Here is a 21,830-nt window from a genome sequence, read left to right on the forward strand (position 1 = left end):
CAGCACCGTCTTCCCGACGTGCCGGGCGCCATCGCCCCACCGACTCCCACCCACTGCACCTCGAGGAGAGCCGTCATGACGGAGACCGGGACCGCTCGCCCGCGCCGGACCTGCGCGACCATGCCGCACCACTTCCACCTCGCCGACACCGATCCGGTGTACCGAGAGAACAGACGTGCCATCGAGACCGACACGAGAGCGGCTCGGGTGGCGATGCGCACGGGCGTCATCCGCATCCCCGTGGTGGTCCACGTCGTCCACCACACGGAGACGGAGAACATCGACCAGAGCCAGATCGACAGCCAGATCGCCGCCCTCAACCGCGACTACCGCCTGCTCAACCCGGACAAGGGCCAGATCCCAGCGCCGTTCGGCGTCTTCGCCGCAGATGCACTCGTGGAGTTCGCACTGGCAGTACGGGACCCACAGGGCAACCCCACGTCGGGGATCACGCGCACGTGGACCTCGAAGGGAGCCTTCCCGTTCGACCCGTTCGATCCGCTGGCGACCGAGAAGCTGGACGCGATGATCAAGTTCGACCAGTTCGGCAAGGCCGCATGGCCCCGCGACTCCTATCTGAACGTCTGGACCTGCACCATCGGCGGTGGGCTGCTCGGGTACGCACAGTTCCCCGGCGGCCCCGCTGCGACGGACGGCGTGGTGATCAACAACGCGGCATTCGGCTCCGGTGGCACCGCCGAGGCGCCCTACGACCTGGGCCGGACCGGAGTGCACGAGGTGGGACACTGGCTGAACCTGTTGCACATCTGGGGGGACGACGGCGGCGGCTGCAGTGGCTCCGACAACGTGGACGACACCCCCAACCAAGCCGACTCCAATGGGTCCGAGGTCCGGCTGTCCGACTTCCCGCACATCACCTGCGACAACGGGCCGAACGGCGACATGTTCATGAACTACATGGACTACGTCGACGACGACACGATGCTCATGTTCACCAAGGGCCAGGTCCGGCGGATGAACGCGACCCTGGCGGGTCCCCGGGCGCCGCTCGCGAACTCGACCGGACTGACCCCCGTGGCCACCCCTCGGCTCGAGACCAGCAGCGACGCCGGCACCCGTTCGGCCGTCAGCGACGAGCGGGGCACCCGTCCGACCCTGGAGTTCGACGGGGTCTCATGGGTCCGCGTCGACTAGGATGACATCCGCTCCGAGCGGGGGGTTCACGTTGGGCGGACCGGTCGACACCCGTCTCCTGTGCCAGTCGTGGCTCCGTTCGCGGCAGGAGGACTCCGACACCGAAGAGGTCTACCGGCCGGCCGGGTTCGACTTCCCGCGGCGAGAGCGCAGTCGAGCGGGGTACCGGTTCGAGGCGGACGGCACGGTCAGGCGCGTGGGCATCGGGGCCGCGGACGTTCCCGAGGTCACGACCGGGGTGTGGCAGGTCGATGAGGAGAACCCGCATCGGGTACGCGTCGTCGTCGGCGGCTCGCCGCAGGTGCTGGAGATCACCGACCTCACCCCGGATCGTCTCGCCGTCCGACGTCCCTCGTCGATGGACTCCGGGTGAGGGCCGGACAGCTCGTGGCGCGACCGGTCACGGAAGCGTGTCGAGCTCAGCGGCGATGAATGCGACGTTCATCCGCAGGATCTCGAGCGCGAGATCGAAGGAGATGGTGTCGATGCGATCTCTCTCGGAGTGTTCGCGCTCGTTCGCCTGGTCGGCGCCTTCGATCGTGAGCACAGCCGGGAGGTCCGCCTCGATGAAGGGCAGGTGGTCGCTCCCCCAGGGGCTCAGCGACATCTCGACGACCAGCCCCGTGTAGGTGGCGGCCGCCAGCGCCAGGCCGTCGATGACGGCCTGCGAGACGGCGGCGCCCTCGAGCAGAACGCTGGTGGGTGTTCGGTTCAGACACCCGATCATGTCCATGTTCACGACGGCGCGGAGTCGAGCCCGCTCGGCGGTGTCGAGCCCGGAGACGTAGTGGCGGCTGCCGAGGAGACCCTGCTCCTCGCCTCCGAACACGATGAACCGCAGGTCCTCGGCGGCCGGGTGGTCGCGCAGCGAGCGGGCCAACTGCAACACGCCCGCGCTGCCCGAGGCGTTGTCGTCCGCTCCGGGGGCGGGCACGTCCGGCCCTCCCCCGGCGTCGTGGTTGACCGAGTCGAGATGGGCGGTGGCCACCACCAGCCCCCTGCTGCCCGATCGCCGTCCTGGGCGGTCAGCGATGACGTTCAGGCTGGCGCGTCCGTCGACGGTGATCGCCTGCGTCCACACCCCGTATCCCATGTCCTCGAGCTGACGGCCGACCCAGGCAGCCGCCTCGCGGAAGGAGCCGGACGTCGAGTGCCGGGTCGGGTAGGAGGCGAGGTGCGCCACGTCAGCCTCGTACGGAGCGCGGCTGACGCCGTCCACGAGCGCCTGGATCCAGGGGACGGGGGTACCCCGGCCTCGGCCGCTCGGCGACGAGGTGAAGACGACCTGTCGGTCGGCGAGGGATCGAACGACGAAGCGGGTTCCGCTCCCGTCGTGGAGGGCGGACTCGCGCGAGGGGTCGACGGCGACGACCAGGAACCTCCCGTGGTCCAGGAGCACGGGCACGTCGGGGTGCGCCTTCTGGAACGAGCGGCCGCACTGGATCACCAGGCGCAGATGGTCTCGTGGCACCTCCTGTGCTCGCCGTGGCGTCGTGCCGGCGTGGCGTCTCCCGCCGGTCGGGTCCGGTGGATCGACGAGGAAGACGTCGTCGCCGAACCTGGCCCAGCTGTGGGCGTCACCGCCGTCGACGTCGACGGCCCTCCATGGCGCGATCCCGGTGACGACGGGACGCGGCGAGGACGCGAAACCGTGCACGAGGGGGATCAGATCGGTGAGCGTCGTGATGTCACCCGACGCGCCTGGGGCGGTGGCGAGGTGCACGGCACGCATGCCGAGTGACCGGGCCGTCAGCACGTGGTCCTCGTTCTCGGTGACGAACAACGCGGACCCGAAGGACAGGCCGGGGCTGAACTTGTCCAGCGCCGCTCGGAACACGCGCGGGTCCGGCTTGTGCACCCCGACCTCGGTGGAGAGGGTGACTCCCACCTCCACGGGCTCGAAGAAGTCCCGGATGTGGAGTTGGTCCAGGATGGCCAGGTAGCGCCGCCGGATGGCCGGGATCTCGGCGGGGCTGCGCGGCATGTCGAAGTCGGACACCAGCCCCCTCCTCACCGGCTGGTGCTCCTCGTCCCGGATCCGGCCGATGGCCGTCAGGGTCTCGACGGCGCCGGGGAGCAACGTGTTCTCGTGCTCGAGGGTGTCTCCCAGGTCGAACAGGACCACCTTCATGGCGGATCCTCCCCATCTTCGCCGGCACCACGCCCGGAGTGCTGCGCGGGGCAGTCGGGTCGTTCAGCGGCGTACCGGCGGATCGGGCGCGAACGTGAGCTCCTCGGGCAGGTGCACCAGTCGGATCCCCTCGGCGGTCAGGTCGTAGAGGTCGTGCAGGTTGCCGAGTTCTCCGGTGGGCAGCAGGACCCGGTCGTCGCGGTCGATCGGGTCGGCACGCAGCCAGGTGTCGAAGGACGTGAGGTCACGGTGACCGGCCTTGAAGTACCTCACCAGTCGCCGGTACAGCTTCGGGAACATGATCAGTGTGGACAGATCTGCCACGCCGAGCGGATCGACACGGGTGGTGGTGGTGAGGTCCTCCCCGGGCCAGAGCCCGACACCGTCGGCGCGGGCGGTCGTGGTGAGCTGGCGCATCCGGTGGATCACGTCCAGGGGCGTGGTGGCGTACAGCTCGGCGTAGGCCAGGCCGGTGCGCACGAGTTCGGCGTTTGACGCTCGACTCGAGGAGTTCGTCGTCGACGAAGGCGCGATCGCCGTCACCGACGCCCTCGAGCCCCGGCAGGGCCGGTTCGCCGGTGTAGACCAGGCCGAGGACGCGTCCGTTGCTCTCGACTCCGATGGCCAGCAGGAAGCCGCGGAGCGGGTGGTGCTCGGCGGTTCTGACCTTGTTCGGCCGGTCCGCCCAGAACGTCACCTCACCGAAACCGATGGTCTGCAGCATGTGGTCGCGCGCTGCCTCAGCGAACTCCAGATCCTGGTGCTGGTTCTCGAAGTGGATCTCCAGGGTGTCGATGCCCTCGAACCGGGTGCTGTACGTCCCCAGGTGGCGTCGATCCGGTCCGACGGCGCCGAATCGAGGTAGGCCGCGGACCAGGTCGTCGTTGTCCGGCAGGAAGTTGACCGTGTCGCCGTCCGGTTCCGGTCCGTTGCGGGGGAGATCCGGGTAACGGATGTAGAAGTCGCCCAGGACCAGCGTGTAGCGCGGCGCTGCCATCGAAGCCCCTCCCCTGCGTCCATCGACGCCGTTCCCGAGATCCATGGCCTCGTCGACGATCCCGACCCCTCTCGTGGTGGCGCGTTGGAGGTCCCGCGGCTCCTGGAACCGGTGCGCATGGACGAGGGCAGGCGTCCGCATCGCTGACGTGCACGAGCCGGCGGCAGGCGGGTCACCCGGCGGCGCGGTGCGACTGCACCCACGCTGCGAGGCCGGGGTTGCGGGGACGGTACGGCGGATCGGCGTCATCCCAGCGGCGCAGGACGCTGCGGTCGAGCGTCTCCTCGACCGTCTTGCCGACCGGTCGCAGGAGCGGCTCGTTCAGCGGCCACAGGCGGGCGAGGCGGCCGAGGGCCGTCTTCTGGAAGTCGTGGATCGGCCCGTTCCACTCGGTTCCCCTGAGCGGGGCGTCCGGCGGATCGACGACGAGCCCTGCCGCGACCGCCCGCTCGACGATCCACTCGCGGGCCAGCAGCGACAGCGGGTTCTCGGTGGCGGGCGTGAAACTCCCGCCGCCACCGATGTTGCCGTGTGCCCCGACGAACCAGCGCTGCTCGACCTCGGTCCGGTGGCCCGGGACGGGTTTCGGCACATCGGTCCACAGCGTCGGCTCGAACTGCCTGCGGTGCTCGTCGACGGCGACGGCGTGACAGGCGACGTCGACCAGCCCGCTGAGGTTCGTGTCGTGGAACTGGTACTTGCGGCGGGTGAGGAAACGTCCCAGGCCGGCGGGGATCCCGAGGCTGCCGACCGTGTCGAAGACCCCGATGAAGCGGATGCGCACGAGCCGTGAGCGCTGCAGGACGAGTCGATCCTCGGCCGTGCGCGCCGGCTGCTCACCGGTCTGCATCTCCCGCAGACCGGGCGTCTTCCTGTTGCGATAGCGCTCGAAGACCCTCTCGGCGGACAGGTCATCGGGGTCCAGCAGCCCGCACTTGGCGATCATCCCCGCCAGGCTCCGCGCGGTGAACGCCCCGCGGCTGTAGCCGATCAGGAAGATGCGGTCGTCGTCGGAGCGGTGGTGCCGCGCGACGTGGCCGTAGGCCCGGCGGATGACCTTCTCCAGGCCTTGGCCGAACAGGCCACCCCGGATCCGGTCCAAGCGGCCGGTGCCGACCCCCTCGAGGTAACAGCGCTCCTGCGCCAGGCCGGCCGCGTCGGGGGGCACCCGCCCGTGGATCTGCCCGACGTTGGTGTTGGTGTTGGTGTCGCTCCACGTGCCGTCGAGCAGCACGGGGATGTTGATGCCGCGGCGTCCTCCCCGGCTCGCCGTCCCTCGTGCGTCCGCGTTCGTCACGGTCATCCCCCTCGGACCGGGGTCGTCACCCGACATGGCCGTCGGCGTCCACCCGATCGTCGCGGTGCGGCGTCACGTCGGCGTCACCGCGCCGTGAAGGGTCTGCCAGCGACCACCCCGCATGCCCACGGTGACGACCCGCGTCGGCGATCGGTCTGGTGCCACGACGCCCTGGAGCGCCACCGGCCGGCCGGACGCCGGATCCAGGCCTGTCCCGAGCCGGACGTCACCACCACGGGGGCCGCTGTCCGGCGCCGCCTCGGTCACGGTCACGGTCGCCGGGCTCGACGCAGTTGGGCGGCGAACGCCCCCGGATCGGCCCTCGTCACCCGGTGTACGGCCGAGACGATCCGAGCCACGTCCAGCCGCTCGACCTCCCCTCCGGTCTCGATCGGGAGCGTGCCCAGCACCTCGCTGCCGTAGCCGAACTCGATGCGGCCGATCAACGGCACGTCGGTCGGGAAGTAGGCACGCAGCGACGTCCCGTCGTCCGACACCTCCGTCATCAGCGCCCCCGTGGACGACTGCCCGTCGCTCAGCCGGACGAAGGGCACCACATCCCGCTGGGGGAACTGCGGCCCGAGGACGTCGAGGCGCAGCAGCAGGTGCGGCCGGGCCGCGACCTCGCGCACGGTCTCCCGGGCGCGCCACCTGACACCACCGTCCGGCACGGGGACCACCGACATGATCCGTCGCCCCTTCCGTCGATCGCCGTCTAGTCACTGAACTCGACGTTGTCGAGCGCGATGTCGCCCGTCGGCACTTCGGTGAAGGAGAACGTCACCGCCACGACGTCGCTGAGGTCGACCGGTTCGTCGCCGTCGGAGGCACTCGTGTACGCGGCGAGGGGGATGCGGACGGTCGTCATCGCCGACTTGACGTTCCCGGGTTCGTTCGCGGCCGCCTCCACCGGGATCGAGCCGAATGCGCTCACTCGTACCGAGCGCTCGTGGCCGCTGCCGTCCTCCAGCACGACACGCAGGTCCTGCGGACGCGTCGCCGGGTTCGACGGGCTCTTCGCCACCCTGGCGACGCTGAAGCTGAGCACCGCGAACGTCCGCACGTCCCGCGCCGCGGACGGAACCGACATCGACAGCGCGTCGGAGGTGCTGTTCCAGGCGAGACGCAGCCCGCCGGTGTCGTGCGGTGAGCGGTCGTCGTGCGGGTACAGCTGGGCCTCGACCGGGTCGGCCGGCAGGCCCACCTGGGTCACGGCGCCACCCAGCGTCCCGGTCTTCCAGCTGGACGGGGTGTGCGCACCCTCGAAGTCGTCGAGCGTCCGGCGCCGGGTGGAGCGGTACTGGTGGTGGATCCTGGCGCCGGTCGACGCGACGCTGCCCGGGACCGAGTCACCGCGCAGCACGCCCGTCCACTCCGGCTCCTGACGCAGCGTCGCCCGGAAGAAGGCGTTCGCGTCTGCGAGCAGGATCGTGCGCTGGGCCGAGGCGGGGAGCAGTGGAGGCGGCGAGGCCTCGTTCGTGGTCACGAAGCCGTTGTGGGTCGCGTTCTCGACGAAGCTCATCGACTTGTCCCGGCCGTCGGCCCGGTCGTACAGCGAGAAGCCCGACTGGCGCACGTCGTAGCCCGCGTAGGGCGGCCATCCGGAGACGTCCGCGTCCTTGGCCCCGTACAGCACGTGCAGCGGCACGGCTCTCAGTCCGACGAGCGTCTCGCGCCCGTACTGATCGGTCGGCGCGAGGGCGAGGACTCCCTTGAGTCCGATGGCCAGCCCGAGGGACCGGTTGAGGCGGGCGATCTTGAACACCGCCTCCCCTCCCCGGCTGTGCCCGAGGACCCCCACGGAGTTCTGCAGCACGGCTCCGAACAGCACTCGGAGCAGGCCGAGGTGGTCGAAGAAGGCGTTCGCACGGGCCAGGCCGTGCACCCCGTTGGGCATGTGTATGGAGGCGCTCACGAACCCGTTGGCGGCCAGGTGCTCCAGGAGGAACGCATAGCTGGTGAACTGGTGGCCGTTGCCGTGCACCACCACGACGACCGGGTAGTCGGGCCGCGCCGTGCTGACCTGGGCGGGCGTGGTCGCCCCCGGGGCATCGGCCGGGAACCGGACGATCGCCTGGCGGCGGAAGGTGCGGCTGACCGGGGTGAACGCCCCCGGCTCGAAGTACGCGGTGTTCTCGTCCTCGACGGTCAGCGAGGTGCTGAGGCCCTTCGCGAGGAGCAGTGACGCGTCGATGGTGAACGCCCCGACGTGCCGGAACTCCCTCAACGTGCCCGGATCGGGCAGGACGCGCGAGCCGGACGCGACGCCTGCTCCGATGACCTCTGACACGGCTGTCCCGGTCACCTGCGCGGACGGAGCCACGGCCTGCCGGACAGGCTGGTCGACGAGGGTCTGGTCGCGCACCAGGAGGCCCGGGGCGAACCGGCCGACGACGAGGTCGTGCCGGCTCAGGGCAGGCAGCTCGTCAGCCTCGAAGCCGTACCGCACGGGGCGGACGACCAGGTCGAAGGAGCCAGGAACCAGCCGGTCCGCCTCGATCAGTCGGACGGGTTCCTCCGGCCCCGCGACGACCGTCTCGACCACCAGCGGTCGGCCGTCGATGTCCGTCACCGGCTCGATGGCATCACCGACGACCCACTCCGACTGCGACGGCACGACGGACACCCTGATGACCGTTCTCTCCCGGACGCCGTCGAGGCGGAGGAACAGGAGGTCAGCCGTACCCGTGACCACGTCCGACGGCCGGCCGGCCGCATCGCAGACGAAGCCGGACGGCGTGCCGCCGGTGTCCACGATCGGCAGCGTCGCGCTCGCGACGGTCCGGCCGGCCGCGTCCACCGTGACGGACAGGGCACGGCCGGCCCACCGCCGGGCTGCCTCCGCCGGGGTCGGCCCACCGTCTGCGCCGGCGAGGCCGAACCGCGGCGCGACCACCGTGGGCGGCAGCGCGCCGAGCTGGTCGGCCACCAGCCGGTGAGTGGCGTACGGCTCGCCGTCAACGGTGAGCGCGACCGTGTGCACACTGCCGGGCCGCAGGCGGGCGGCCGACAGCAGCAGGGTCTGCCCCACCGCGAGCCGGTCTCCCGCGCCGCCGTCCGTGATGAGGACGAGTTCCCCGCGCGTCAGGACGGATGCGAGGTCGGCGCCGGGGACGGCGATCTGCAGGTCGTCCGAGGCGAGCTCGGACAGCGGGACGGGGGCAGTGCGGTGGACGGGCGGGCCGTCTCGGTCCAGGCTGACGACGAAGCTGAGGGAGGGGTCGTGCGCAGGGGACACGCCGGCCAGCGGGGCCTCCAGTCGGAAGGCTCCGTCGCCGTCAGAGACCGTCCCTGGCAGCGGAGACGACGATCGCGTGATGGCCGTGACGGCCATGCCGGCCAGTGGTGCGCCGCTGTCGGCGTCGACCACCCGGCCGTCGAGGACCAGATGCGCCACCATGTCGCCTCCGACGGATCGAGACCAGGCGATGGCATCGCCAGGAGATGTCACCGATCAGGGATCTGTCCGGGAACGCAACCGGCCCCGCTCGCTCAGGAGCAGAGCGGGGCCGGGTCACGCAGGTGCCGGTGTCGTCGTGGATCAGGGCAGGATCACAGCCAGGTGGAACGACCGGTCCTCGACTTTCCCGGTGCTGTCGTGCGTCAGCACGAAGACGCCGTTGCTGGTGCCCACGCGGAGGTTGACGATGACCTCGCCGGGCGGGGAGGCGCCTGCGTCGGCAGACAGCCCGATGGTGCAGAGGAAGGCACCCCGGCGGATGTTGCGGTTGAAGATGACCTCGTACGCACCGTCGGCGAGCTTGGTCGCCGACACCGCTCCGGAGCCCCTGGCCAGGGTTCCGTTGCCGTCCACGACGGCGAAGACGACTCCCGCGGCCAGGGCAGCGGACTCGTCGATGGCCTGGCGGGCCTCGGCTTGGGCCTCATCACTCAGTGGCGGCTGCTCGTACGGCTGCTCGGTCATTCGTTGCTCCCCTCTTCCCGGTTGAGCGGCACCGCTGCCTCACTTCCTGGGTCCGCTCGGTCGAGCGCGAGCATGCTCAAGCCCCGTCACGCACCCGTCACTGATGCGTCACGGCAGCATCTGGCCGGACCAGCGTGGTCAGCCGGAGCGCCCGGCGGGTCGCCCAGTTGCCGCCGCCCGGTCCTCCGGCACGGCCGCGGCCCACACGACCGGGTCCCGGACTGCACCCGGGTTCGGCGTCAGCTACTGGGTGCCGTGGGTGCAGCCGCCGCCCCGCGGGCTGTGGAGCGGTCGCGGCGCCGCGGTGATGACGACCGTCGCTGCCCGGCTGGGCGACCGTCCGGCCCCGGGGACGTCGCTCGAGGAGCTCGTGCTCCGCTACCTGGCGGCGTTCGGGCCGGCCACCGTGCGCGACGTGCAGGCGTGGTGCGGGCTCACCCGGCTGCGTGAGGTGGTGGACCGGCTGGGTCCACGCCTGCGCCGGTTCCGCACGAGGAGGGAGCGGAGCTGGTGGACCTGCCCGACGCGCCGCGACCCCATCTCGACACCCCGGCGGCGGTCCGCTTCCTGCCCGAGTACGACAACGCGACCCTGTCCTACGCCGACCGGAGCCGGGTGGTCCCCCCGAGCGACCACGTGCCGCTGCAGGGTGGTCCCGGCGGATGGGTCGGCTCGGAGCTCGTCGACGGGCGGGTGCAGGCCATGTGGGCGGCCCGGCCGGGGAAGGCGGCCACCGTGCTCACCGTGCGCCCGTCCCTCCCGCTACCGGCCGCCGCGCGTGCCGACGTCGAGGCCGAGGGAGGCCGCCTCCTGCGGTGGCTGGCTCCCGGGCGCGACCACGACGTGCGGTGGGACGACCGCTGACTCCCGCCCGGCGCCGGCTCACGGCTCAGCGCTGCGCCGTCTCCCGCCGCCGGGCCGGACCGACACGACCGTGGACGCTCCCGGCCGGCGGCGGGTCGACGAGGCTCTGCATCCCGACCAGGACCAGCGAGTACACGAGGAAGGGCCGGGGCCCGACCAGGACCAGCGCCCGGCCCCGGCTGCGGGGAGGGACTGCGCCCGGGCCAGGACGCGGATGCCCTCCACGTCGCAGAAGGTGATGCCCGCGGCGTCCACGGTCCAGGTGTGGTGACCGCTGAGGGTCAGGGCCTCGAGGACGTCCAGCAGGTGGTGGGCGGTGGCCCGCTCAAGCTCGCCGGCGACCGTCACCCGACCGGCTCGCAGGTCGGTCGAGATCGCCAGCGGGCGCCCGAGGTCCTGGGCGGTGGGCACTGCGAGGATCGGTGCGGTCATGGCATCCCCCGGCGGGACGCCGGGCCGGTGGGCCGACGGCGTCCCGTGGACGTGCGCGTCAGGCCGGACTCTCGACCGGTCGCCAGATTATCAGCGCCTCGCGCTACATGCTGACCGGTCAGGAGGTCGTGTGCAATCGGATGCGCCGCGAGACGGTCGTCCCGTCACCGCCGTCCCTCGCTCCTCGCCTTGATCCCCTCGGCCTCGGCGGCCAGGTAGCGATCGGTGAGGCGGCGGTAGAACCGTCCCACCACCGCGCCCACGGGCCCGGCCTGCTCGACCGACAGCGTCACGCGGGTGCCGCCGGCACCGAGGTCCTCCACCACGTGCCGCGCGGTGGTGCGGACGCCCGGGCCGGTGGCCACCCAGGTGAACGAGCGCCCCGGCTCGAGCTCGGTCACCACGTACTCGGTCGGGGGGATCCGGGGCTGCTCCACCCGGGCCCGGGACCCGACCGCGAGCGGGCCGTCGTCCAGGCGCCGCACCGCGGTCACCGTCGACGCCCACTCCGGCCACCGCTCGACGTCGAGCAGCACCTCCCAGACCCGACCGGCCGGGGTCTCGACGTCGATCGTCTCGCGCTGCTCCACCGGACCATCCTGCTCTCGCGAGATCGTCGGTGGGCACCCCGCGCTCGCCTCGCTGGAGAGCGCGGGAGGACGGGATGCCGGTCGCGGGGCTCCCGTCGTCTCACCGGGACGGAGCCGGACTCGTCCGACCAGCGGTCCGGTCGCAGACGCGAACGGCTCGCACGTCCGGCGTCCAGCACCCACCGGGCGGGTGCCAGGTCAGTCCGACCAGACCGGCGGCCGCCTGGCGAGGAAGGCGGCCAGCCCCTCACGGAAGTCCGCCGTCGCGCCGAGCGCCACCGCCTCCTCGCGCTCGATGGCCAGGCCCTCGTCGAAGGGCAGGTCGACACCCTCGGTGATGCAGCGCCGGATCGCCGCCAGCGCCCGCGCCGGCTTCCGGGCCAGCCCCTCGGCGTAGCCCTGCACCTCCTCACGCAGCCGCTCAGCAGGCACCACGACGTCCACGAGGCCGATGCGGTGGGCTTCCTCGGCACCGAGCAGGGCGCCGTCGTAGAGGAAACGCAGCGCCTGAGGCCGGCCCAGCAGGCGGGCCAGCGCCTGTGTGGCGCCGACCGGCGGGATGAACCCGATGCCGATCTCCGGCTGCCCGAGCCGGGCGGTGCTCGCCGCGAAGCGGACATCGCAGTGCAACACCATCTCCAGGCCGCCGCCGACCGCGGTGCCGTGCACGGCCGCCAGCAGCGGTTTCGGCGACGCACGCATCCTGCGCACAAGGTCGTGGCACACGTCCACCCAGCGGCGCATGCCTCCGTCGTCCATCTCCGCGAAGACCCGCAGGTCCGCGCCCACGCTGAAGTGGGCGTCCAGCGCGCTGGCGATCACCACCACCCGCACGGCGGGGTCGGTGAGGTGCCGCTCCAGGGCCTCCGGGACCTCCCGGAGCATCTCCCAGTGGAAGGCGTTGACCGGCGGGCGGTCGTACTCGATCCAGCCCACCCGGTCGTGCACGCTGACCCGCAGGAAGTCGGCCATCCGCCCTCCCCTTCACACCGTCGACCGACCCTAGAGGATGCCGAGCGGGCAGCCGCAGGTCCCGAGGGCCCCGACGACTTCGTGTACCTGTACCTGGGCGAGGGACTCGGCTGTGCCGTCGTCGCCGACGGCGAGGTCCGGCGCGGGTGGGGCGGTCTCGCCGGGGAGATCGCCCACGTGCTAACCCGCGGACCGGGCGGGCGCGCCGTCGCCTTCACCGACGTCTTCGCCGACCTGCGGCTGCGGCACCAGGACTCCACGGCGGTGGACGTGGACCGCCTGCTCTCCGCCGTGGACACCGACGGCGACAGTGCGGACGGGACTCTGGCCGCCCCGGTCGAGGCGGTCTGCGGCGTGGTCTCGGCCCTCGTCGCGGTGACCGATCCCCAACTGGTCGTCGTCGGCGGCGCCTGGGGTATCCACCCGGCCGTGCTGCAGGCTGTCTCCGACCGCGCGGCTGGACTCCCCCGGCGCGTCCCCCTCCGGGCCGCCCAGGTCACGACCCGACGAGGGAGCGGTCCCCGCGGCGGGCGGCTCCCCTGATCTGCAGGTGCACCTGTTGCGTGCCCTGCAGGCTCACCGTGGCACCGGTCGGTGGGCGATGCCGGCCGTCGACGAGGGCCTGGATCCAGCGGTGGCCGGTGACCGCGTACGTGACGTCGGCGGTGGCGCCGTCCTGGGCGGTGTGGCTGCCGCTGCCCGCCCGGACCCAGGGCTGGATCGGCAGCAACCCATCGCCGGTGCGGCACCTGCTGGTCAGGCTGGGACCGCGACGTCGATCGTTGTCACCGACTCGGTCACCGGCCGCGCGGGTCCGGCGGACCCGGGGCGGCGACTGGTGGCGCGGCCGGGGTCGGGCGTGGGCGTCCGACCTCGACGTACCGCCGGCGCTGCTGCTGATCTGCGGCAGCGTCGCGGCACGGGTGGGCGGCCATTCACCGGCAGACCTGGACTCGCCGGCGCTCGCAGGCGGCGGTGACAGCACTCGCCGGAAGTGCCGCCACCGCCGCCGTGAGTCGCTCCGCATACGGGACGGTCCGTGGTCGAACTGGTCGAGGTGACCGCTCGTCGCCGAGCACGCCTCATCGGTCTGGCCGGTCTCCTCGACGCCGGGTGAGCTGGTCGGCTACCCCGGCTTCGCTCCGCCCGGCCAGGCCGCAGCCGGGCCGGCGCTCAGCCCGATGATCACCGTGGCGAGGGCACCGATGACCGGTGTCCCTTCGGCTCGTCAGTCGTGGCCCTTCCAGTTGTCGTGGGCGTAGCGACCGCCACCCTCACCGTCGCCGCGACCGCGGTTGCCGTCGAACCACGTGCACAGGTCTATGACCTTGCGCGCGTCGCTGGTATCGATCGTCTCGGTGAGCAGCTCGCCCGTCTCCAGGTCGACTGAGAAGTGGAACGTGACCGAGCCCTTCGTCAGGTATGACAGACGCGGCAGCCCAGCGGCGTCGAACGCGGCTTCATCGATGGGGCCGAAGCCGGCGAGCAGGATCGAGTTCGCCTCCAGGTAGTTCTCGACGGTGCCGTCCGGCTGGAACAGCTCATAGCCCTCACCCGAGATGTCGAGCTCCTCGATCGTCTGGCCGGTGTCCTCGCGTGTGACGTCGACGGTCTGTTCGCCGCGGATCTCGAGCAGGACGCTGCCGTCCTCGTTCACCGTCTCACGGGCCTCGACCTCGGCGACGTCACCGGTCGTGAACGTCACCGTGGTGCCGCACGCCGGACCCGAGAACGCGCCATAGTAATCCGGTCGCAACTGCTCGATCGGGACCCAGCCGGCGTCGTTGTCCGGCGCCGGTTCACCGGAGTGGGCTCCCGCTGGCGACGCGATCAGCGCCAACGTTCCGCTGGCGACCAGGACAACGCCGGCACGTGCTGAACGGTTCATGGGGGGCTCCTCACTGAGCGGTGTCAACCTGCAGTTGATCTCTCGACCGTCGTAGGGCCCTGATGAGCCTCCCCCTGACCCCGCGCAGACTGTGATCGGGGTCACAGCGCCTGTCCAGTGGCCTCGTAGCGAAGCGGAACGTCATCGTCGCCATCGACCCGCCGGTCGTCACACCAGGCATGTGGCCGTTCACGGTGACAACGGTCCAGGTGGACCTGGATCGTTGTCACTCGACCGCCGATCAGCCGACGTGAGGGCGCTGACCAGGCTCGCGCTGGCGGACGCAGACGAGGGTGACGGCCACGCGGGCCAGCGCCGTGATCGCCTTGGAGGTGCCCTCGAAGCGGAGGGCGAGGCATGGGCAGGACGACGGCCAGCTCAGGGTGTTCGACGACCCAGCGGCGGAGCCGAGGCGGACGCCGGAGTCGTGGCCGATGCGGGCGGTCCTTCGCGGTGATCCCGCGGCGGCGCAGGTAGCGACGCACCCGTGGGTCGTCGTAGCCCTTGTGGGCGTGCAGCTTCAGCGGCTGGCGGCACGGATGCCGCGGGCCGCCGAGCGGGGCGCGTCCGCGCAGGCGGCTACACCGTCCGCGTGACGGCCTCCATCCGGTACTGGACGCAGGCCCGGTCCGGCATCTCCACCGCCTCGGACACAGCAACGGACGCTCACCCAGGGTGACGGCCACCGCTGGGACTGCTCGGCGCGCTGCACGTCGCCGGTGGAGCGGTGCTGCTGTCCTGGGGTGCGCCGCTGTGGGTGCCGGTCGTCGTCGCGGTCGTGGTCGTCGGCGGCCAGTGCGCGGTGGCCCCCTACCTCGTCCGGTCGCTCATCCCGGCCTACGAGATCCCCGCGCCGGCGACGGGTACGACACCAGCCGGTATCCGCGCACCCAGGTGCTGGCCGGGATCGTCGAGCGTCGGTGCCGGGAGGCCGGCGTGCGACCGGTGCGGCTCGGGGTCGTCGACGACGGGACACCGAACGCCTTCACCTTCGGGCACACCCGCGGCAACGCCACCATCTACGTCACCGCCACGCGGGTTCCGCCGCACCGAGGTCACCGTCGACGCCCACTCCGGCCACCGCTCGACGTCGAGCAGCACCTCCCAGACCCGTTGGACCGAGGTCTCGACGTCGATCGTCTCGCGCTGCTCCTCCGCGCCATCCTCCTGCCTCACGTCGGGGTGGGATGTCGACCGGAGGCCTCCAGGGTCTGATCGATGTCCTGCGCCCGGTATCCGGGTCTGGTGCGAGTGCACGACTGCTCCAGTCGACCCGGGTCGACGACATCACGAACTGAGGCCCTCTGGCCGGCGTCCGGACGAGCGCTGGTGCGGTGTCAGTCGCGGCCGGGGCCGGTCGCCGCGGCGGTCACGGCGTCCGGACCGGTCCCACTGCGGCCGTGGAGACGTCCTCGGGGAGCAGGTAGGCCGACTCGTCCGGGGGGTCGCGGCCCCGGGTGTGTGTCGTCCGCTGCGCGTCGGCCGGCCCACCAGCCGTATCCGCCGGTGACGACCAGGGTGACGAGGAAGGCCGCGTAGCCCCACGCCCACGGGTCACCGGCGCTCACCTCGGCCCGGTAGCGGAGCAGCACGAGCAGCTCCAGCACCCCGAAGACGGTGTAGGCGACCGCGGGGATGACCAGTCGGGTCAGATCCCGCTCCCGGATGCTCAGCGCGGCAGCGACTCCGAAGGCGATCAGCCAGGAACCGACCACCTGGCCGCTCAGCGTCCCCAGCTCCCACGGCCAGAAACCGGTCATGTCGTCGAGCGTGTGGTGGACAGTCGCACCACCGAGGTACAGGACCACACCGGCCGCGGCCATGGCGGCGCCCTGGACGGCGAGCAGCGCCATCAGCCAGGCCGGCATCGGCCGGCCGGCCGGCTCGGCCCGGACCCGGCGGGCCTCGTGCCGGAGGTAGACGGCGAGGCAGCCGGCGGGGACCACGAGGTAGACGACGAGCCAGAACCACGCGGCGAACTGCGCGGACGGTCCCCCGGCCACCAGCCGCAGACCGTGGTTGTGGATGAGCGTCGCGACGAGGGTGAGGACGGTGTACACGGCCACCGTGAGGACGGTGATCCGGGCCCGGCTCCACCGCCGCTCCCGCAAGGAGAGCAGGGAGAGGACGAAGCCCGCGGCGAAGGCGGCGCCGAGGAAGGCCGCCGTCAGCTCGTTGTGGATGCGCCAGGCGAAGTCGTGGTGGGCCGAGGCCCCGACCAGCAGTCGCAGGACGGCCAGCGCCGTCAGGCAGCTGAACGCGGCCAGCAGCAACCGGCCGCCGACCCCGACCTCGTCCGTCCGAGCCCGCCCCTCGGATGGCTCTCCCGAGGCCTGCACATCGGGTTCGCGTGGATCCATCGGTGCGCCACCCTCGTCGACCTGCTCCCCCGCACGGACCCGGCGACGGGCCGGCTGCTCGGTCCGAGGCCTGTGCGCAGGATCGTCCTCGGCCGAGAGCCAGACAAGGGGTAGGACCGGTCGACCGCGCAGGCCGGCGACGACCGACGCAGAGCGAGGGTCCTCGATCACCCGGTGCGACCGGCCTCCCGCCCCCCGGACCTGCGCGACCTGTCCACCCAGGTCCGCTGGTCGGGTGCGCTGATCGAGGAGAGGCACGGAGCCCCTCCTCGAGATGACGCGGCTACCGCTTGGACATGCGTCCGGTCTCCGCGGCGGGAGCGCCGGTGGGCGGCCCGGAGTCCGCCGAGGCGTCGCGCGCCCTCGGCACCGACGTCGTCGTCGCACGACCGCTCGGGGTGAACCGCTGGACGAAGTCCAGCGCCGTCTGGGCGACCTCGCGCCAGCCGTGGTCGATCGTGAGGGCGTGGCCCCGGTTCGGCATCCTCACGATCTCCGTCACGGCAGGATTGCGCCGCTGCCGCTTGTAGGCGGCGTTCGCGATCGCCCACGGCACCGTGTGGTCCTTCTCGCCCTCGATGATCAGCAGCGGACCGCGGTCGGGGTTCTTCGTGTCGACCCTCGCCTCCGTCCGGGGATTGAGGTTCGCGTTGCCCATCTGCACGAGCGAGAGCCCGGAGCCGGCGACGTGGTACCTCTCGTAGAGCTCCCTCGCCTCCTCCTCGTCGAGCGCGTTCGCCCAGCTGTACCTGAACTGGTCGAAGGTGAGCGTGAGCGCTCGGCCGCGGGTGCGCGGGTCGACCAGGAACGGGCCCGCCGACCGGAGCGTGGCAACCGGCAGCGGCAGGACGCCGCGGAAGACCCCGGGGTCGATCGCCACCGTGGCCGCCGAGAGGCCTCGGCCCGCGAGCATCTGCGCCAGCAGACCCCCGGTCGAGTGCCCGATGAGGGCCGGCTTCCTGTCCAGGGCCTCGATGACCTCGGTGGTGTGATCGGCGATCTGCCTCAAGGACTTCCGGGCGAGGACCTCCGGCTCCGCCCGGGCGGCTTCGATCGTGTCCGGATCGTCCGGCCAGTCCGGTGTGAGCGGTGCGTAGCCGGCCTGCCGGAAGAGGTCCGCCCAGTTGGCCCAGCTGCTCGGCAGCAGCCAGAGGCCGTGGATGAAGACGACCGGGGTGCCGCCGGAGGCGTTGGCGGCCTCGATCTCCCGGATCTCCCGCTCGGACGTCGATGCCATGACGAGTCTCCTCCGGTCGGAGTGGATGGGTCAGGGAGTGCTGGGACCTGACGAGGGCCTGGGCAGGCGGCCTCCTGCGCCTCGGAACCGTCCTGCCGCGGGTGGCTGCTGGTCGGCTCGACCTCGCACGGCTGCCACCGGGTCCTCGCGCGGATCGTCCCGGCACGTCCTGGCCCGCACCAGTGCTCTTCGTCCCTCGGGCCATCCGCCTCGTCGACGACGACCGGTCCCACGGCGGTGTGGTGTGCACCGGTGTGATCGCGGAACCGGCCCGTGACGTCACCAGCGCTCGGCGAGCAGGTCACGCACCGGCCGGTCGGCCTCCGCGTGGATGAGGGCCGCGCTCTCGGCCGCCCCCAGCCGCTCGGCGAGCACGGCGCGGGTGCGCACCCAGCCGGTGCGGTCGGGCGGGAAGACGTCCGCGCCGATCGACCGGCGGATCCCCTCCGCCGCGCCGGTGAGACGGGCGGCGCGCTCCGGCTCGCCCGCCGCCACCGCCTCAGCAGCCATGCCGTCGAGGGCCCGCGCGGTGGTCTCCCGGCTGTCCATGGACCGGCTGCGCTCGAGCGCCTCGGACAGCACCCGATGAGCCGTGTCGAGGTCACCGCGGGCGGTGTGCGCCAGCCCCAGGTTCACCAGCGCGTTGCCCAGGAAGACGTCTGTCCCGGCCGTCCGGGCGAGCGCGGCGCTCTCCTCGAGCAGCGGGACGGCGTCGTCCGGGAGGTCGCGGAGGAGCTTCGCCCCGCCGAGGGAGAGCAGGGCGAAGGCGAGGCCCCACCGGTCACCGAGCTCCCGGAGGGCGGCCACGGCTGCCTCGAGGAGACCCTCACCTGCCGCGGTGTCGCTGCGGGCCACGAGGAGTCCGAGCGGGATCCTCGCCAGCGCGGCCGACCGGTCGTCACCCAGCTCGCCGGAGAGCTCGACTGCGGTCCGCAACGCCGGGAGAGCGCGGCCCTCCTCACCCAGCTCGAAGCTGAGCATCCCGAGGACGAACGACGCGTCGGCACGCACCGCCGGCGTGAGGTGTGGCTGGTGCGCCAGCAACTCCTCCATCCAGTCGATGCCCGGCCGGAGCAGGCCGTGTACCCACCAGAACTGCCACAGCGCCCGGCCGAGCCCCGCTGCCTCGTCGAGGGCGCCACCGTCGAGGAACGTGCGCATCGCGGCACCGAGGTTCCCGGACTCCGTGACGTACCGGTCGACCGTGGACCGGTCGAGGGCGCCGTGCTCCGCCGTGTGCACACCGGCCGCGAACCGGAGGAAGAACCGCGCGTGGTCTCCGCGGACCTGATCGGCCGCCCCGCTGGCCTCCAACCGCTCGAGCGCGAGTTCCCGGACGGAGTCCAGCATGGCGAAGCGCGGCTCGCCCGAGGCGCCGGGAGCCACCTGGACCAGGCTCTTGTCCACGAGCGAGGCCACCGAGGAGAGGACGTCGGACACCTGCTCGTCGCCGCACACGGCCTCCGCCCCATCCAGGGAGAAGCCCCCGACGAACACGGCGAGCCGGGCGACGACCACCTCGTCGTCGTCGTCGAGGAGGTCGAAGCTCCACTCGACCGTCCGGCGGAGGGTCCGCTGCCGCTCGGGCAGGTCCCGGGACCCACCGGTGAGGACGCCGAGCCGCGAGCCGAGCCGGCCCAGCAGCTCGACCGGCTGGAGCAGCCGGACCCGCGCAGCGGCCAGTTCGATGGCCAGCGGCAGCCCGTCCAGCCGCCGGCAGATCTCGGCGATCGCCCGCAGCTGGTGGTCGTCCAGGTCGACGTCGGCCCGCGCGGAGCGCGCCCGGTCGACGAACAGCCGCACCGCCTCCGACCGGGCGAGGACGTCGATCGGCTCCTCCGCTCCCACGGTCCCCAGTGACGGGACGACGACCACGTGCTCGCCGGTGAGGTGGAGCACCTCCCGGCTGGTGGCGAGCACCGTGAGGCCCGGCGCCGCACCCAGCAGCTGCGTGATCAGCGGCGCCCCGCCGACGACCTGTTCCATGTTGTCCAGCACGAGCAGCATCCGCCGGGGGGCGAGGAACGCCGCGAGTGCCTGCTCCGGGAACCGCCCTCCGCCGTCGGGCAGGCCGAGGGCGGTCGCGACGGCATCGGCCAGCAGCTCGGGAGCCCGGACACCGTCCAGCGGCACGGCGACCACGCCGTCGGGGAACGAGCCGCGCACCTCGGCGGCGACCTGCACCGCCAGCCTGGTCTTGCCGATCCCGCCCGGTCCGACGAGGGTCACCAGACGGGTGGCGGCGTCGGACAGCACGCCGCGGAGCTGGGTGCGTTCCTGCTCGCGGCCGATGAACGAGCTGACGGGTGCAGGCAACCGCCACTGCCCGATCGGCTCGCCGGCGGGCGAGGGCTCCGGCAGCTCGAACCGCTCGCTGAGCAGGAGGGCGAGGTCGTCGGCCACGAGGACGGCGAGTTCCTCGGCCGTGCCGAAGCTGCGGTAGGAGAGCCCGTCGGAGCCGATCCGGTCGATCAGCTCCACCAGACGGGGATCCCGGTCGGGAGCCGGCGTCTTGAGGTAGACCAGCTTGGGCTTGCCCGCGGCGGCCAGGTACTCGTCCTCCAGGCCGGACACGGACCGGCCCGGAGCCACCCAGCCGTACGACTGCCAGTAGACGCCGACGAAGACGTCGCTCTGCTGCAGGTAGGCGAGGTACAGCTCTCGGGGCGGGTGCGGCCGGGCGCCGAGCTCGAAGAGCACCGGCGTGAGGCGCAACCGCTCGACCGCGCCGCGCACCGCGACGCGTTCGTCGGCCAGCTCCCGCATGGTCGAGCTGACGAACACCCGGAGTCTCTGGTCCGGCGTCCGGATCGGCACGACTGCCCCCTCGCACCCCAGGTCGGGCGACCGGTGGGCCGATCCCCGGGTCGATCGACCCGCTCACGAGGACGGCACCACCGGCACGCACCGGGACGACCACGCTCCTGTTCGGTGGCGGACGTGGCGTGCGCGCATGATCCCGCCCCGCTGCGGCTGCGTCACCGGCCGCCGACCCGGTGTCGGGCGACGGCGCGACCACCGGGCCGGGCGGTTGGGGGGTGAGGATGGCGCGGTGGCTGACACGGCGGCCACCCGGGCGGACCGGCAGGTGGCCCGGGTGCGCGACGACCCAGCCGGGCGCTTCGAGCTGGCCCGGCGGTTCTACCGGCACGCCGACGGGCCACGGCGGTGGTACGGCCGGGCGGAGCTGAGGTTCCTGCGCTGGGAACTCGCCCGCGGTGTGCTGGCGCCGCTGCACGCGGATCCCCCGGGCAGCCCCTGGTGGCGAGCGGTCAACCAGCGGCTGCTGCGCGACAAGGTCGAGGCGGACCTCCTGGTCGACGGGGTCCCCGGGACGGCCGACGCGGCCGGCGTCGAACTGTGGACGGCGTTCATCCGGCGACCGGACCCCGCGGCCTGGTACCGCGCCCACAACGCCAGCGTCGTCGCGGCCTACCTGGAGCACGAACCGCTCGCCGCGGAGGAGCTCCCGGTGGAGCGGTTCATGATGAACGTGGCGCTGCTGCGGCTGCTCTTCACCCACGCCCTGGTGGCCCGGCCGCGCCTGGCCCTGGGTCCTCTCGCGCGACTCGGGCCGGCCCTCGTCGACCCCCGGGGCCCCACCGTGGGGCTCTTCCTCGACCTGCGCCGGTCCTTCCCCACCCACTACCCGCTCCGGCTGTCCCTCGGGCAGGCCATCGCGGCCGAGCAGCCGCTGGCCCGAGCTCTCGACTACGGGGTCATCGCGCCCCGGTTGCCGGAGCTGTACGCGTTCTCCGCCGCATGCCTCGGCGAGCCGCGGCTGACCGGCCTGCTGGACGAGGGAGGAGCCCCGGCGTACGCGTGGCCGCCGGAGGACCGGGACTTCTGGAGGACCGGCAACACCGGGCGACACCTGCGCTCGATCGCCCGGTTGACCGGTGCGCGCACCGGCTACGACCGGCAGTTCCGCTCCTGACGCCGCTGGGCCATGGTGCCGTCGTGATCGCCGTGCCGGCGGGGC

20 protein-coding genes and 2 pseudogenes are annotated in these 21,830 nt (G+C 72.4%); 6 read left to right on the forward strand and 16 right to left on the reverse strand.

The window, feature by feature from the left end:
- Positions 1 to 75 precede the first annotated feature (75 nt).
- Both ACI79O_RS12185 and ACI79O_RS12190 read left to right on the forward strand, forming a co-directional pair.
- Entirely contained in the window at positions 76 to 1,155 is a 1,080-nt protein-coding gene (locus ACI79O_RS12185; protein WP_456888895.1) for a M43 family zinc metalloprotease, read from the forward strand.
- 196 nt (positions 1,156 to 1,351) lie between these two features.
- The gene (locus ACI79O_RS12190) at positions 1,352 to 1,528 is read left to right on the forward strand and encodes a hypothetical protein (protein WP_456888897.1); all 177 of its coding nucleotides are present in this window, start codon (positions 1,352 to 1,354) and stop codon (positions 1,526 to 1,528) included.
- Positions 1,529 to 1,555: 27 nt separating this feature from the next.
- Here the strand turns inward: ACI79O_RS12190 and ACI79O_RS12195 are convergent, their stop codons facing one another.
- Entirely contained in the window at positions 1,556 to 3,154 is a 1,599-nt protein-coding gene (locus ACI79O_RS12195) for a M20/M25/M40 family metallo-hydrolase (protein ID WP_456888898.1), read from the reverse strand.
- A gap of 195 nt (positions 3,155 to 3,349) precedes the next feature.
- A complete protein-coding gene (locus tag ACI79O_RS12200; protein ID WP_456914257.1) occupies positions 3,350 to 3,766 on the reverse strand; it encodes a hypothetical protein in 417 nt (138 codons plus the stop codon).
- Between ACI79O_RS12200 and ACI79O_RS12205 the strand changes: the two genes are divergently transcribed.
- Entirely contained in the window at positions 3,759 to 4,151 is a 393-nt protein-coding gene (locus ACI79O_RS12205) for a hypothetical protein (RefSeq protein WP_456914258.1), read from the forward strand. The genes ACI79O_RS12200 and ACI79O_RS12205 overlap by 8 nt on opposite strands.
- 304 nt (positions 4,152 to 4,455) lie before the next feature.
- Here the strand turns inward: ACI79O_RS12205 and ACI79O_RS12210 are convergent, their stop codons facing one another.
- The 4 genes from ACI79O_RS12210 to ACI79O_RS12225 all read right to left on the reverse strand — a co-directional run bounded on the left by ACI79O_RS12210 (position 4,456) and on the right by ACI79O_RS12225 (position 9,505).
- On the reverse strand, positions 4,456 to 5,580 hold the full coding sequence (locus ACI79O_RS12210) for a DUF2235 domain-containing protein (protein ID WP_456914259.1): 1,125 nt from the start codon (positions 5,578 to 5,580) through the stop codon (positions 4,456 to 4,458).
- A gap of 269 nt (positions 5,581 to 5,849) precedes the next feature.
- Entirely contained in the window at positions 5,850 to 6,212 is a 363-nt protein-coding gene (locus tag ACI79O_RS12215) for a hypothetical protein (protein WP_456875037.1), read from the reverse strand.
- Positions 6,213 to 6,295: 83 nt separating this feature from the next.
- Entirely contained in the window at positions 6,296 to 8,980 is a 2,685-nt protein-coding gene (locus ACI79O_RS12220) for a hypothetical protein (RefSeq protein ID WP_456914260.1), read from the reverse strand.
- A gap of 141 nt (positions 8,981 to 9,121) precedes the next feature.
- The gene (locus ACI79O_RS12225) at positions 9,122 to 9,505 is read right to left on the reverse strand and encodes a hypothetical protein (RefSeq protein WP_456888909.1); all 384 of its coding nucleotides are present in this window, start codon (positions 9,503 to 9,505) and stop codon (positions 9,122 to 9,124) included.
- Between the two features lie 103 nt (positions 9,506 to 9,608).
- On the opposite strand from ACI79O_RS12225, the pseudogene ACI79O_RS12230 reads away from it, so the two are divergent.
- Positions 9,609 to 10,369: pseudogene (locus tag ACI79O_RS12230) on the forward strand (DNA glycosylase AlkZ-like family protein).
- An 18-nt stretch (positions 10,370 to 10,387) separates the two neighbouring features.
- Here ACI79O_RS12230 and ACI79O_RS12235 read toward each other — a convergent pair.
- The 3 genes from ACI79O_RS12235 to ACI79O_RS12245 form a co-directional block, all read right to left on the reverse strand.
- Entirely contained in the window at positions 10,388 to 10,801 is a 414-nt protein-coding gene (locus ACI79O_RS12235; protein WP_456914261.1) for an STAS domain-containing protein, read from the reverse strand.
- Between the two features lie 164 nt (positions 10,802 to 10,965).
- The gene (locus ACI79O_RS12240) at positions 10,966 to 11,391 is read right to left on the reverse strand and encodes an SRPBCC family protein (protein ID WP_456914262.1); all 426 of its coding nucleotides are present in this window, start codon (positions 11,389 to 11,391) and stop codon (positions 10,966 to 10,968) included.
- A 198-nt stretch (positions 11,392 to 11,589) separates the two neighbouring features.
- On the reverse strand, positions 11,590 to 12,363 hold the full coding sequence (locus tag ACI79O_RS12245; protein ID WP_456914263.1) for an enoyl-CoA hydratase/isomerase family protein: 774 nt from the start codon (positions 12,361 to 12,363) through the stop codon (positions 11,590 to 11,592).
- On the opposite strand from ACI79O_RS12245, the gene ACI79O_RS12250 reads away from it, so the two are divergent.
- Entirely contained in the window at positions 12,334 to 12,906 is a 573-nt protein-coding gene (locus ACI79O_RS12250; protein WP_456914264.1) for an ROK family protein, read from the forward strand. The two genes, ACI79O_RS12245 and ACI79O_RS12250, sit on opposite strands and share 30 nt — an antisense overlap.
- Here ACI79O_RS12250 and ACI79O_RS12255 read toward each other — a convergent pair.
- From ACI79O_RS12255 to ACI79O_RS12285, 7 genes and pseudogenes are all read right to left on the reverse strand, one after another.
- The gene (locus ACI79O_RS12255; protein ID WP_456914265.1) at positions 12,860 to 13,093 is read right to left on the reverse strand and encodes a hypothetical protein; all 234 of its coding nucleotides are present in this window, start codon (positions 13,091 to 13,093) and stop codon (positions 12,860 to 12,862) included. The genes ACI79O_RS12250 and ACI79O_RS12255 overlap by 47 nt on opposite strands.
- A 498-nt stretch (positions 13,094 to 13,591) precedes the next feature.
- Positions 13,592 to 14,251 (reverse strand): hypothetical protein, encoded by a 660-nt coding sequence (locus ACI79O_RS12260; protein WP_456914266.1) that lies wholly within the window; start codon positions 14,249 to 14,251, stop codon positions 13,592 to 13,594.
- A gap of 241 nt (positions 14,252 to 14,492) precedes the next feature.
- Positions 14,493 to 14,808 (reverse strand): annotated as a pseudogene (locus tag ACI79O_RS12265) (IS5/IS1182 family transposase); the annotation flags it as partial.
- Between the two features lie 280 nt (positions 14,809 to 15,088).
- Positions 15,089 to 15,508 carry an SRPBCC family protein gene (locus ACI79O_RS12270; RefSeq protein ID WP_456914267.1) on the reverse strand — a complete coding sequence of 140 codons (420 nt, stop codon included), beginning with the start codon at positions 15,506 to 15,508 and terminating at the stop codon, positions 15,089 to 15,091.
- A gap of 80 nt (positions 15,509 to 15,588) precedes the next feature.
- On the reverse strand, positions 15,589 to 16,524 hold the full coding sequence (locus ACI79O_RS12275) for a hypothetical protein (RefSeq protein WP_456888913.1): 936 nt from the start codon (positions 16,522 to 16,524) through the stop codon (positions 15,589 to 15,591).
- Positions 16,525 to 16,894: 370 nt separating this feature from the next.
- A complete protein-coding gene (locus ACI79O_RS12280; protein WP_456914268.1) occupies positions 16,895 to 17,848 on the reverse strand; it encodes an alpha/beta hydrolase in 954 nt (317 codons plus the stop codon).
- 279 nt (positions 17,849 to 18,127) lie between these two features.
- Positions 18,128 to 20,665, reverse strand: a complete 2,538-nt coding sequence (locus tag ACI79O_RS12285; protein WP_456888917.1) for an ATP-binding protein — start codon at positions 20,663 to 20,665, stop codon at positions 18,128 to 18,130.
- Between the two features lie 235 nt (positions 20,666 to 20,900).
- Between ACI79O_RS12285 and ACI79O_RS12290 the strand changes: the two genes are divergently transcribed.
- Positions 20,901 to 21,785, forward strand: a complete 885-nt coding sequence (locus tag ACI79O_RS12290; RefSeq protein ID WP_456888919.1) for a hypothetical protein — start codon at positions 20,901 to 20,903, stop codon at positions 21,783 to 21,785.
- Positions 21,786 to 21,830 lie beyond the last annotated feature (45 nt).

This window comes from Geodermatophilus sp. SYSU D00696, from assembly GCF_054050235.1.

Coding starts and splice junctions, on each gene's coding strand:
- ACI79O_RS12185 (WP_456888895.1), top strand. CDS start 76: ATGACGGAGACCGGGACCGCTCGCCCGCGCCGGACCTGCGCGACCATG.
- ACI79O_RS12235 (WP_456914261.1), bottom strand. CDS start 10,801: ATGACCGCACCGATCCTCGCAGTGCCCACCGCCCAGGACCTCGGGCGC.
- ACI79O_RS12220 (WP_456914260.1), bottom strand. CDS start 8,980: ATGGTGGCGCATCTGGTCCTCGACGGCCGGGTGGTCGACGCCGACAGC.
- ACI79O_RS12280 (WP_456914268.1), bottom strand. CDS start 17,848: ATGGCATCGACGTCCGAGCGGGAGATCCGGGAGATCGAGGCCGCCAAC.
- ACI79O_RS12245 (WP_456914263.1), bottom strand. CDS start 12,363: ATGGCCGACTTCCTGCGGGTCAGCGTGCACGACCGGGTGGGCTGGATC.
- ACI79O_RS12225 (WP_456888909.1), bottom strand. CDS start 9,505: ATGACCGAGCAGCCGTACGAGCAGCCGCCACTGAGTGATGAGGCCCAA.
- ACI79O_RS12260 (WP_456914266.1), bottom strand. CDS start 14,251: ATGAACCGTTCAGCACGTGCCGGCGTTGTCCTGGTCGCCAGCGGAACG.